General features: G+C 56.2%; 9 protein-coding genes and 1 pseudogene. 8 read left to right on the forward strand and 2 right to left on the reverse strand.

The window, feature by feature from the left end:
* Positions 1–35: 35 nt before the first annotated feature.
* The 6 genes and pseudogenes from chrA to urtE all read left to right on the forward strand — a co-directional run bounded on the left by chrA (position 36) and on the right by urtE (position 7,336).
* Positions 36–1,397 (forward strand): chromate efflux transporter, encoded by a 1,362-nt coding sequence (chrA, locus tag CAI21_RS17260; RefSeq protein WP_258868196.1) that lies wholly within the window; start codon positions 36–38, stop codon positions 1,395–1,397.
* A gap of 452 nt (positions 1,398–1,849) precedes the next feature.
* On the forward strand, positions 1,850–2,989 hold the full coding sequence (gene urtA, locus CAI21_RS17265) for an urea ABC transporter substrate-binding protein (protein WP_472973979.1): 1,140 nt from the start codon (positions 1,850–1,852) through the stop codon (positions 2,987–2,989).
* 100 nt (positions 2,990–3,089) lie between these two features.
* The gene (gene urtB / locus CAI21_RS17270; RefSeq protein WP_116303435.1) at positions 3,090–4,712 is read left to right on the forward strand and encodes an urea ABC transporter permease subunit UrtB; all 1,623 of its coding nucleotides are present in this window, start codon (positions 3,090–3,092) and stop codon (positions 4,710–4,712) included.
* Between the two features lie 9 nt (positions 4,713–4,721).
* Complete coding sequence (urtC, locus tag CAI21_RS17275; protein WP_116303436.1) at positions 4,722–5,816, forward strand: urea ABC transporter permease subunit UrtC; 1,095 nt, start codon at positions 4,722–4,724, stop codon at positions 5,814–5,816.
* Positions 5,813–6,645: pseudogene (urtD, locus tag CAI21_RS17280) on the forward strand (urea ABC transporter ATP-binding protein UrtD). Before urtC ends, urtD begins: the two are co-directional and overlap by 4 nt.
* Before the next feature lies 1 nt (position 6,646).
* A complete protein-coding gene (urtE, locus tag CAI21_RS17285; RefSeq protein ID WP_116303437.1) occupies positions 6,647–7,336 on the forward strand; it encodes an urea ABC transporter ATP-binding subunit UrtE in 690 nt (229 codons plus the stop codon).
* A gap of 51 nt (positions 7,337–7,387) precedes the next feature.
* On the opposite strand, the gene CAI21_RS24160 is transcribed toward urtE, so the two are convergent.
* A complete protein-coding gene (locus CAI21_RS24160; RefSeq protein WP_220348654.1) occupies positions 7,388–7,627 on the reverse strand; it encodes a DMT family transporter in 240 nt (79 codons plus the stop codon).
* A 71-nt stretch (positions 7,628–7,698) separates the two neighbouring features.
* A complete protein-coding gene (locus tag CAI21_RS24165; RefSeq protein ID WP_220348656.1) occupies positions 7,699–8,271 on the reverse strand; it encodes an EamA family transporter in 573 nt (190 codons plus the stop codon).
* A 166-nt stretch (positions 8,272–8,437) separates the two neighbouring features.
* Between CAI21_RS24165 and CAI21_RS17295 the strand changes: the two genes are divergently transcribed.
* Positions 8,438–9,355 carry a LysR substrate-binding domain-containing protein gene (locus CAI21_RS17295; protein WP_220348658.1) on the forward strand — a complete coding sequence of 306 codons (918 nt, stop codon included), beginning with the start codon at positions 8,438–8,440 and terminating at the stop codon, positions 9,353–9,355.
* Between the two features lie 513 nt (positions 9,356–9,868).
* Positions 9,869–11,713 (forward strand): lytic polysaccharide monooxygenase, encoded by a 1,845-nt coding sequence (locus CAI21_RS17300; RefSeq protein ID WP_116303439.1) that lies wholly within the window; start codon positions 9,869–9,871, stop codon positions 11,711–11,713.
* Positions 11,714–11,752 lie beyond the last annotated feature (39 nt).

Genomic DNA, 11,752 nt, shown 5'->3' on the forward strand with positions numbered 1-11,752 from the left:
AGATCCGTGCATACTTTGGGTGCGGCGGACGGGGGGTGAGTAAGTTAATGCAAGAAGTTGCCGTGTCGGCCGAGCGTCGGCAAATTAGTTTGGCCGACGCGTTTTGGGTTTGGTTTAAGATCGGCATTCTGAGTTTCGGCGGCCCGGCCGGGCAGATTGCGTTAATGCAGCGCATTCTGGTCGATGAAAAAGGCTGGGTGAGCGAACAGCGGTTTCTCCACGCACTGAACTATTGCATGCTGTTGCCCGGCCCCGAGGCAACTCAGTTAGCAATTTACATCGGCTGGCTGCTACATCGCACGCTCGGCGGTTTAATGGCTGGGATTTTGTTTTTGCTGCCCGGCGTGTTGGCTATGTTTGCGCTCAGCATCAGCTATGCGGCATTGGGCAATGTGCCTTTGGTGGAGGCCTTGTTCTTCGGCCTTAAGGCGGCTGTTTTGGCAATTGTCATTGGTGCTGTCATTCGCTTGGGGCAGCGAGCCCTGGCTAACGCCCCCCGTTATATCTTGGCAGCGTTAGCCTTTCTTGCCTTATTTGTCTTCGACATACCCTTCCCATTAGTTATCTTGTGTGCGGGTCTGTTCGGCTTACTGGCGGGGCGACTCGGGTGGCAAAGTTTTGTACCGGCCGGGTCCGGGCATGCCGCTGTCGATGAGTCGCATCTGCACAGTGTGACGCCTTCGCGTTGGTATGCACTGAAAATACTCGCGGTGTGGTTGCCGGTTTGGTTAGCGCCGCTGGCCCTGATGCTGTATTGGTTGGGGCCGGACGACGTATTTACGCAGATAGGCCTTTTCTTTAGTAAGTTGGCCCTGGTGACCTTTGGTGGAGCGTATGCTGTCCTGAGCTATATGGCGCAGCAAGCCGTGGAGTTCCACGGTTGGTTAGCACCTGGCGAAATGCTCGACGGGCTTGGTTTGGCGGAGACGACGCCGGGGCCGTTGATTATGGTGGTGCAGTTCGTCGGTTTTCTCGGCGGCTTAAGGGAAAGCGGATTAGATCCTCTGCTAGGAGGGCTGATCGGCGGCCTAATCGCTTCTTGGATGACGTTCGTACCGAGTTTTTTGTGGATCTTCCTCGGTGCGCCGTACATAGAAAGCTTACGTAACCGGCCCGTACTGAACAGCGCTTTGGCAGCCATTACCGCCGCGGTCGTCGGCGTTATTCTTAATCTCGCACTCTGGTTCGGTTTTCATGTCGTCTTCGACGATGTCGAGCGCCTTTCCGTAGGCCCGGTCGATATGGCGTTGCCTGTCTTTGCGAGTTTGGACGTGTTCGCGCTCGGTCTGGTATTGATGGCTTTATGCTGTCAGTTTGTGCTGCGGCTCGGTTTGTTTTCTATTCTCGGTATCAGTGCCTTGGCCGGTGTTCTACTTAGTTGGATAAGTGGTGTTTAAGTGCCAGATCCACGGCCTGTATTCGGCAGCTTGCCTTTTCATTGCGTCGCGGTTTTCGGCCTGCTTTCTGGTAGGCGTTGGTGTCTTCTAACGAACAACCCTGTGCGAAGAACGCTATAGATCGGTATGCACTAAATCGGGGCATAATGTGGTGCGTGAGCAATAAGGTGGTGCGAAGCCGCCTTTTTAACACTTGAGAAATCAATCGTAACGATCGGTTTTTAAAGAAATTCTCCTTGTGGCATGAGCTTTGCTTGTCGGTTGTGCAGAATGGTGCGAGGTGCGTTTGACTCCTCGGGCCTGTCCCGCACTGATTTCGTCACGCTGCATGCAAAGGAGAAAAACATGAAAACGCTGTCCGCGTTTGGGGGGATGAAAGGGGCGTTCGCAACCGGCGCTCTCGCCTTAAGTTTAGGTTTTGCGGGCGCGCGCAAGCGGAAGAGCCGATTCGAGTGGGCGTTTTGCACTCTCTATCCGGCACCATGGCTATTAGCGAAACTTCGCTACGCGACGTGGCGCTGATGAGCATTGAGCAGATCAACGAGCAGGGCGGTGTGTTGGGTCGCCGGCTGGAGCCGGTTGTGATGGACCCAGGCTCAAACTGGCCACGTTATGCGGAGCAGGCGCGTGAACTGTTGCAGCGGCATAACGTGGATGTTGTGTTCGGTTGCTGGACATCGGTATCGCGTAAGGCCGTGTTGCCTGTTTTCGAAGAGCTTAACGGGCTGCTGTTCTATCCGGTGCAGTACGAAGGCGAAGAGTTTTCCGAAAACATTTTCTATACGGGGGCTGCGCCTAATCAACAGTCGATTCCGGCTGTCGAGTACCTGATGAGCGACGAAGGCGGCGGCGCCAGCCGTTTCTATCTGTTGGGTACCGACTATGTCTTCCCCCGTACTACCAATCAGATCTTGCGTGCCTACCTGAACGCCAACGGCGTCTCCGACGACAATATCCGAGAGGTCTATACCCCGTTCGGCCACAGCGATTTCCAGAGTATTGTCAGCGAAATACGAAGCTTCTCTCAGGGTGGGCCGACGGCGGTGGTCAATACCGTCAATGGCGATGCCAATGTGGCGTTCTATCAAGAGCTGGCGAACCAAGGCATCTCTGCGCTGGATGTGCCGGTTATGGCCATGTCAGTCGGTGAAGAGGAACTCCGCGGCATGGATACCGCTACCCTGGAAGGGCATCTGGCGGCTTGGAACTACTTCATGAGTGTTGAGTCGTCGGCGAACGATGCTTTTGTCGAAACCTGGTTCGATTATGTTGAGCGCAACAGCTTACCAGGCGGAAGTAACCGCGTGACCAACGATCCGATGGAGGCTACTTACATCGGTATGCAGATGTGGGCTCAAGCTGTCGAGCAAGCCGGCACCACCGATGTGGATGAGGTGCGGGTTGCGATGCGTGGGCAGTGTGTCAACGCACCGTCCGGTCACCGTATCTGTATGGATGAAGAAAACCACCACCTGCACAAGCCCGTGTTGATCGGAGAGATTCGCGGTGATGGTCAGTTCGACGTGGTGTGGGAAACCGAGGGCCCGATCCGGGCGGAGAACTGGAGCCCGTATCTCAATAACGGCGAATAATCAGGCTCAGGGCAGCGTGCTCCAGCAACGAGTATTCGCTTTTTCATCCTGAACGATAAGCCCCGCAGTTGAGCTGCGGGGTTGCCACCAGGAATTTCCTATGATCCGTGTATTCCGTTTGCTAGTGCTGTTGGCACTGGTCTGGCCGACTCTGGCCGCCGCCTCGGTGGCGGAGGATACCCAAACTGCCGCAGCGGGTCTGGCCAGTAGTAATTGGCGAGAGGTCGCCGCGGCGTTAGAGACACTTGCCGAGCTGGCCGATCCGGCGGTACTGCCAGCTTTGCAGGCCTTGCAGAACCGGCGCCTTTCCTTCGACGAAGATGGTCGCTTGTATATCGCGAATGCCGCCGACGACACTTACCGCGATGCGCTAAGCGGCGAGCCGGTAACGGTTGCCGAGGATGCGCTCACGGCCGTGCCATTGAATAACCCGGTCCGGCGTATTCTGCGCCCGGTTATTGCGCAACTACAGATTTTTGCCGAGGACGACAAGCAGCGTTTATCGGCTGCGGAGGAACTGGCCCAACGCCCCAACCCCGCCATGCGGGAAACGATCAACCGAGCGCTAGAGCAAGAAGGCAACGCTGAAATCGAGCGCTTGCTCAATATCGCGTTGGCTACTTTGGATCTGGACAGCGAGAGTGCCGAGCGGCGCTTAGAGGCAGTCAAGCTGGTCGGAAGCGTTCGGGCCTCACGTATGAAGCCTCGTTTGCAGGGGCTATTAGCTCAGGATAGCGACGGCCATTATCTCGAACCGGATCAGCGCGTCCGCGATGCCGCGGAAACGGCGATTGCCGCTATCGAGAGCCGGGAGCGGACGGCAGCGTTCGTTTCCGATCTGGTGTTTGGTTTGTCCATGGGCAGTGTGTTGCTGTTGGCGGCACTGGGGTTGGCGATCATCTTCGGTCTGATGGGCGTTATCAATATGGCGCACGGCGAGCTGCTGATGATCGGCGCTTATACTACCTTCCTCGTGCAAACGCTGTTTGCCACCTTTATGCCGCAGTTTTTCGGTCTTTATCTGTTGGCGGCGCTGCCGATCGCTTTCCTTGTGACCGGGGCGGTTGGGATTGCCATGGAGCGTGGCGTTATCCGTTTCCTCTATAACCGCCCGCTAGAAACCTTACTGACTACCTTCGGTATTAGCCTGATTCTTATGCAGGGCATCCGAATGGTTTTTGGCGCACAGAACGTGCGAGTCAGCAGCCCGGAGTGGTTCTCCGGCAGCGTGCAGATCATGCAGGGCGTGAGCCTATCGACCAGCCGCGTAGGGGTGATCGTGTTTGCGGCACTGGTCGTCGCTTTGGTCTGGTTCTTGATGTATCGCACGCGTTTGGGGCTGGAGGTGCGGGCAGTAATGCAGAACCGCAAGATGGCTGCTTCCCTTGGCGTTGCGTCCAATCGCGTTGATATGTGGACCTTCGGCGCCGGTGCGGGTGTCGCCGGGCTTGGCGGAGTGGCATTGTCGCAGATTGTCAACGTCGGACCCGAGTTAGGGCAGGGCTTTATCGTCGACTCCTTCATGGTGGTTGTGCTCGGCGGTGTGGGCAACATCTTCGGAACCGTTTTCAGCGCGCTGGGCTTGGGCGTGGCGTCGAAATTCCTAGAGCCGGCGACCGGGGCTGTGCTTGCCAAAATCATTCTCTTTGTCGGGATCATCCTGTTCATTCAATGGCGTCCGCAGGGGCTGTTTGCTCTGAAGGGACGTTCCGCCGCCGACTAGGAATCTATTATGAGAACGCCATTAGTTATACGTTTCCTAGCGCTTCATGGCCGGCGCGGCTGGATTGCTATCGGCCTGCTATTGACGCTCGCACTGGTGGTGGTGCCCGTGTTAAATCTCGTGGTGCCGCCGGAGTCCTCGTTCCATATACCGACCTATACGGTCACCTTGATCGGACGTTTCATTTGCCTGGCCATTGTGGCGTTGGCGATTGATTTGATTTGGGGGTATACCGGCGTGCTGAGTTTAGGCCAAGGGGCGTTTTTTGCGCTCGGCGGCTATGTCATGGGGATGCACCTGACGCGGGCCAGCCTAGCAGAAGGTCAGTTGCCCAACTTTATGGCTTACATGGGGTTAACCGAGTATCCGTGGTTCTGGTTCGGCTTCGAATCGTTCTGGTACACGGTATTGATGATTTTGCTCGTGCCCGGCGTGTTGGCCTTCGTGTTCGGGTTTCTTGCGTTTCGCTCTCGCGTGCGCGGGGTGTACTTCGCGATTATCACCCAGGCTTTAACCTTCGCGCTGATGCTGTTGTTCTTTCGCGGGGAGACCGGTTTGGGTGGCGATACGGGGCTCACGGGATTCCAAAACCTGCTCGGTTTCGATGTGCGCGATGCCGGTACGCGGATGGCGCTATACAGCGCGAGCGTTATCGCCTTGGCGCTGAGCTATCTGCTGTGCCGCTTTGTGGTGACCTCGAAGTTGGGCCGAGTGCTGATAGCCGTGCGCGATGCCGAAACGCGGCTTCGTTTCACCGGCTACGACCCCCTTACCTACAAACTCTTCGTCTGGACCTTGTCGGCCGTACTGTGCGGCATTGCCGGCGCGTTGTACGTACCGCAAACCGGGGTGATCAATCCAAGCGAGATGGCGCCGGCGCAATCGATCGAAATGGTGGTTTGGGTCGCCTTGGGCGGTCGTGGCACCTTGATCGGTCCCTTGATCGGCTCGGGCGCCGTCAATGTGATGAAGAGCTGGGTCACGCAAAACTATCCCGACCTCTGGCTGTTTTTCCTCGGGGCAATATTCGTCCTGGTTCCCTTGTTAATGCCGCGCGGTATCGTCGGCCTGTTCGATCGGGTGAAGCGGAGGAAGGCGGCATGAGCGTAAAGAGCATTATCGAGGAGCTGCGGCGCCGGGATAGGGTGTTCGAGTTCATGAATCGCTCGGCCTACTCGTCGCGAGTCGATGTCCGCCACGGGCCGATTTTGTACTTGGAAGGCATCAATAAGAGCTTCGACGGCTTCAAGGTACTAAACGATCTTACGCTATATATCGACGATGGCGAGCTGCGTTGCCTGATTGGCCCCAACGGTGCCGGCAAAACGACTCTGATGGACGTGATTACCGGCAAAACCGGCCGGACGAAGGACAGGCCTGGTTCGGGAGTCGTATCGATTTACTACGCATGGACGAGCACCAGATCGCGCAAGCGGGTATCGGAAGAAAGTTCCAGAAACCGACGGTATACGAAAGCCTCAGTGTCTACGAGAACCTGGAGCTTGCGATGTATGCCGACCGAGGGCTGATGACCAGCTTATTCTGGCGCCTCGACGGCGAACAACGCGACCAGATCGATAGCACGATGGAATTGATCGGTTTGACCGACCGTCGTTGCGAAATGGCAGGGGCCTTGTCTCACGGTCAAAAACAGTGGTTGGAGATCGGCTGTTTGCTCATGCAGAACCCACGCTTGTTGCTGGTCGATGAGCCGGTCGCCGGTATGACCACGCAAGAGACCGAGCGAACCGCGGAGTTGTTGACCTCGCTCGCAGGCAAGCACTCGGTGGTCGTAGTGGAGCACGATATGGACTTTGTCCGTTCTATCGCACGCACTGTGACGGTGTTGCACCAAGGCAGTGTGCTGGCCGAGGGCAGCATGGACCAAGTGCAGAACGATCCGAAAGTGCGCGAAGTGTATCTGGGGGACTGACATGCTGACGATTCAGGGTATTAACCAATACTACGGCGGTTCCCACACTCTGAAGGATGTGGACTTCGAAGTCGCACAAGGTTCGCGCACCTGCCTTATGGGCCGCAACGGAATGGGAAAAACCACATTGCTTAAATGCGTGATGGGTTTAGAGCCCGTGAAAGGCGGCAAGATACTGTTCCAGGGCAAGGATATCACGCGTGCCTCGCCGCAGGATCGTGCTCGTTTAGGGATCGGTTACGTGCCGCAGGGGCGGGAGATATTTCCTCAGTTAACGGTCGAGGAGAATCTCCGGGTTGCCCTGGCGGCCAAACGTTCCAAACGTGTTCCGGAGCGGATATACGAGCTGTTTCCGGTGCTCAAGGAAATGGCGCATCGGCGCGGTGGGGACCTGTCCGGCGGCCAACAGCAGCAGTTGGCGATTGGGCGGGCCTTGGTACTGAAGCCGGAGATCATGCTGCTTGACGAGCCGACCGAAGGCATTCAGCCGAACGTTGTACAAGAGATTGGCGCGGTTATTCGGCGCCTTAACCAGGAAGAGGGGCTGACTATCCTGCTGGTCGAGCAAAAACTGCCCTTTGCGCGTGCTACGGCCGACCGTTTCAGTATCCTCAATAATGGGCGGATGGTTGCTCAAGGACCGATGGATGCGCTCGACGACGAGCTTATTTCCGAGCATCTGAGCGTCTGATTGCGCGGTAGACAACGTTATTAACTTCAAATAACCGAGCGCGATTGGGTATCAATCGCGCTCGGTTGCCATTTTCCGCCGCTGCTTGCGCGGCTCGCTGTTGCCGCGCATGCCTAATAGGATTAGCGGCGCGCTGATCATCACCGCCCCGGCTGCAAACCACAGGTCGGGTTGTTCGCCGAATAACCACCAACCGAAAAGAACCGCCCAAACCAGCCCCGTATACTCGGCACTCGTTATCTTATTAGCCGGCGTTTGGCGATAGGCCATGATGACGCACATGTTATACATCAGAATGAATGCCGACGAAGCGAAAGCGCCCTGCAGGAGCCCCCAATCCCACGCGGCTCCCTCCCAAAGCGTCAGTAAAAATCCGGCCGGAGAGCGTAAAGCTGGGTCAGGAGCAAGGCGTGGACCGTGGTGTGCTCCGTCGGTAGTTTGCGAACAAGTAGCGCGTTGAGCGAGAGCGCGAACGCTGCCCCCAACGCGCTCAAGCTCTGCCATCCGACCTCAGTTGGTCTCAGTGCGAGTAGGATGCCGACAAAACCGGAGCCGACCGCGATTATGCTGAGCCAACTGGTTTTCTCCCGGAAGAAGATAGCTGCCAGGGCAAGGATAATGAGAGGAGCTGCGTAGAAAACGGCGTTGGCCGTCGCTAGCGGCAGTGTCACCAGCGCCAGCACCATACAACCCACCCCTACCAGACTAATATGCGCACGCAGCAGATAAATGCCGGTGCCGCGCCACAGGACTCGACGGTCGATAAAGCCCAGAAAAGGAAGCAATAGCAGCAAGGCGCAGAGCAGGCGCAGAAAGACAAACTGTAGTATCGGCGTCTCCTCCCCTTGCAGTTTGATCACGATGTCCGAGAACATCGCCAGCAAATTGCCGAGTACAAGCAGCACAATCGCTTTTCTGACTTGCCCTTGTGCCATGTTCCCCTTGCTTTGTCAGACTACTGAAGAGATCCGTATGGCTGTTTCAGCCTACCGCCGAGTAATGGTCGTGCGCGGTGCAGGGTAGGATAGGGTGCACTCGCTATTATGTATAATGATGTTTATTTGCTAGGTATGAGGTAAATCGATAATGAGATTGCCTCCTATGCGAGCGCTGGTCGTGTTCGCAGCGGTCGGGCGGCAAAACAGTTTCTCGCGTGCGGCGGCGGAACTGCGCGTGACCCAAAGTGCCGTGAGCCATCAAATACGGCTTTTAGAGGAGTATCTCGGCGAGCAGCTGTTGCTGCGGGAAGGCCGGAAGGTGAGCCTGACGGAGGCCGGACAACATTATTTCGAAGCGATCGGTACCGCCTTGAGCGATATCGAACGGGCGAGCGAACGTTTACGTGGTGGGGAAACAACGGAGCTGCGCTTGGCGGCGTTTAGTTCCTTCGCCGTTCGTTGGTTGGTGCCGCGGCTGCCGGATTTACAACGCCGCTATCCGGAGTTGCGCTTGATGTTGGAGATGGTCGACGCACCACCGGAGCTTTCGGACCGGGTGGCGGACTGCTTCATCTTGCTTGCCTCCGACCAGCGCGGTTACAGCTCGGAGCTCCTGTATCGCGAAGCCTTGTTTCCCATCTGTAGCCACCACTTTTGGCAACGGATACAAAGCGATCTGCAAAGCGAAGATTCCGTCGGCGACGAGCTTACAGCAAGCTGGCTAACACGGTATCCGCTGTTATCCGCCAATAGCGTGCTAGGTGGGCGGGGAGAGGACTGGCGGCAGTGGTTTGCCGCAGCAGGGGTGACTGATATCGGAGAGGCGAGAATGCAGCACTTTAGCCATATGCTGTTGGCTCACGAAGCCGTTCGGCACGACCAGGGTATTGCGCTTACGAATGACTACATGGTTTCGGCAGGAGACGATGCCGAGTACGTTCGTTTGCCTTGCCCTCATTATGTTACCGGCGACGAATTCCATTTCTTGTTTAAAACCAGCCGTCGCAACGAGCCGGCCATTCGAATCATCCGGCAGTGGTTGTTACAGCAGGCGCGCGTTTCGGGTTTGCTCGGTAATTAACTGGGTGTTTTTGCTTATTGCTCAAGTATCCTCCTTCGTGATTTTATTGAATTATTATATTAATGATAGTTGTATTGTTGTTGGGTTCGGCAAGAGAAGGTAAAAACCTAGTGGCTAGCCCTGTCTTTATTTGGCGTCGCCTTCTTTGCGCTTGGTTAGGAAAGATTTATTTTCTTCCTTCTCTTTGAGTCGATAAAATGGAATATGAAGTTGTTGATGTGCCGTTTTTTGCTAATGGCTATCAATAGAGTCTGATGTCTTTGATTTAATAAAGTGTTGCTGACTCTTGGATGAATAAGGGTGTGATGTTCTCTGAAGAGAGTTCCTCGGTCATGTCTGTGTAGGTTTGATATTTTCGATTCGGTTCATTTTATATATGTCTCCTTATGGAGACATCTGGCGCATTATTTCTCTCCTGATTAGAATTTTCCGGCTCCTGTTTTCCCCTTCTTATGGTGGGGCTTAAATCGGGGGTAGTGAGCTATTGATAACTAAATCCCAATGGAGAGGGTAATGAAGCGAATTAATTGGAAGCTGGTCACGGGCGGTATATTGCTGGCGGCCTTCAGCCAGAATGCGTTCGCCCACGGTCTTATTTCCGATCCGCCGTCCCGTAATTGGTTTTGTGGCGCGGTGACGAAACCGGATCAGGCGTTTTGGGGGAATCCGGAGCATCCGGAGTGTGCCGAGGCGTTCGAACAAGACCCTAACGGCGGCTATCAATTTATGAGTGTCTTAACGCACTCTCTCGGGCGCGCCGCGGTTGAGCCTTTGCCGGAGCACGTATGTGGTTTCGGAAGCTCAACCTGGCACGGTGAGGCGACCCCTTGGGATATGCCTATCGACTGGCCGACGAACCGAATGGCGCCAGGCGAGCAAACGATTAGCTGGAATATTTCCTGGGGGCCGCATTGGGACGACACGGAAGAATTCCGGTACTGGATTACTAAGCCGGATTTTGTGTATGAGGTAGGCCGGCCGTTAACGTGGGATGACTTCGAAGAAGAAGCGTTCTGCGTTCTTAACTACGACGACTCAAACCCTACGGGCAACCCGTATGTTGTCGCCGACCGGCCGAATAACACTTTCCACACCACCTGCGAAGTGCCGGAGCGTGCCGGGCGTCATGTCATCTATGGCGAGTGGGGGCGGAACGAGTGGACCTACGAGCGTTTCCACGGCTGTATCGATGTGGCGTTCGACGGTTCCGGCCTGGCGCCGACGCCCGTTTCCGCGCAGATCTCCTTGCAACCGAACGTGGCTGAGTTTGTCGGTGCCGGCGAGATCGTTCTCGACGCGACGGTCTCGCGCGGCGAAGGGTTGAGTTACCAGTGGAGTGTCGATGCGCAAAATCCCGATCTGTACATCCTGGAGAACAGCCGCGAAGCGACGGCGACCTTGCTGCTTGCCGAACCGGAGGCGGTCGGTAACGTAACCGTAGCCTTGCGCGTAGAAGGGGCGAACGGCTCTGACACCGCTACAGTGCGTTTACGGCATGTTCCGTCTGTCGGCAGTCATTGGTCCGACCTCGGCGCGCTGAGCAACGCACCGCAGGAGATGCGGGTAGGGGACAAACTACAGTTGCGTGTGGTGCAGGAGGACGGCCGGGATCTTTACTACCCGTCTGAGTCTATTGTTGTAACGGCAGAGCAGGCAGCCGCTAACGTATGGCCGCTAGTCCTTGCGGAGGCCGTTAACCAAGACACTAATACGGTTCAGATCGGTCGTCTTGAGGTCGGAGCGGTGAACCCGGTGGCCGATGCGACGGCAAACCGCGTTTTCGCGAGCGCCGGTGCCGGTATTCGTTCGGCGTATCTAGAAATTCAACGGGAGCCGAACGATGACGGCGACGAAGGTAGCGGCACGGCGGAATGCTCGGTTGGCTACAATGTCGTCAATCATTGGTCGGGCGGTATGCAGGTGGAGGTCACGTTAACCAATAATAGCGCCAGCGACGTTAACGGTTATGAGTTGGCGTGGAACTTGGAAAGTGGCCAAAGCTTTAACCATGGTTGGAATGCGACATTTAATGCTTCCGGTAGCCGTGTTGCAGCATCTAATCCCGCCGGGCATTGGAACGGAAGTTTGCGTGCTAATGGCGGTTCGGCAACTTTCGGTTTCCTGGCAGCGACATCGGGTAACGGTACACCGACCGTGCCTACCAACTTCACGTTAAACGGAGAGTCTTGCGGCAATGGCGGCGATACCGGTAACGGTGGCGATACCGGTAACGGCGGCGATACCGGTAACGGCGGCGATAACGGTAACGGCGGCGATAACGGTAACGGCGGCGATAACGGTAACCAGCCAGGCGTGCCCCCGCCCCATGGTGACGACATTGAGCTCGCCCAGGGATAAATAGCGGTTGTTAACATCGGTGATTTCCAATTCGCGCGC

Origin of the sequence: Alkalilimnicola ehrlichii (assembly GCF_003399765.1) — a bacterium.
In the GTDB taxonomy this organism is placed as follows: domain Bacteria; phylum Pseudomonadota; class Gammaproteobacteria; order Nitrococcales; family AK92; genus AK92.

Bases quoted from the DNA above. Each gene is read 5' to 3' on its own strand.
- urtB (WP_116303435.1), top strand. From the start codon at position 3,090: ATGATCCGTGTATTCCGTTTGCTAGTGCTGTTGGCACTGGTCTGGCCG.
- urtC (WP_116303436.1), top strand. From the start codon at position 4,722: ATGAGAACGCCATTAGTTATACGTTTCCTAGCGCTTCATGGCCGGCGC.
- urtE (WP_116303437.1), top strand. From the start codon at position 6,647: ATGCTGACGATTCAGGGTATTAACCAATACTACGGCGGTTCCCACACT.
- CAI21_RS24160 (WP_220348654.1), bottom strand. From the start codon at position 7,627: ATGTATAACATGTGCGTCATCATGGCCTATCGCCAAACGCCGGCTAAT.
- CAI21_RS24165 (WP_220348656.1), bottom strand. From the start codon at position 8,271: ATGGCACAAGGGCAAGTCAGAAAAGCGATTGTGCTGCTTGTACTCGGC.
- CAI21_RS17295 (WP_220348658.1), top strand. From the start codon at position 8,438: ATGCGAGCGCTGGTCGTGTTCGCAGCGGTCGGGCGGCAAAACAGTTTC.
- CAI21_RS17300 (WP_116303439.1), top strand. From the start codon at position 9,869: ATGAAGCGAATTAATTGGAAGCTGGTCACGGGCGGTATATTGCTGGCG.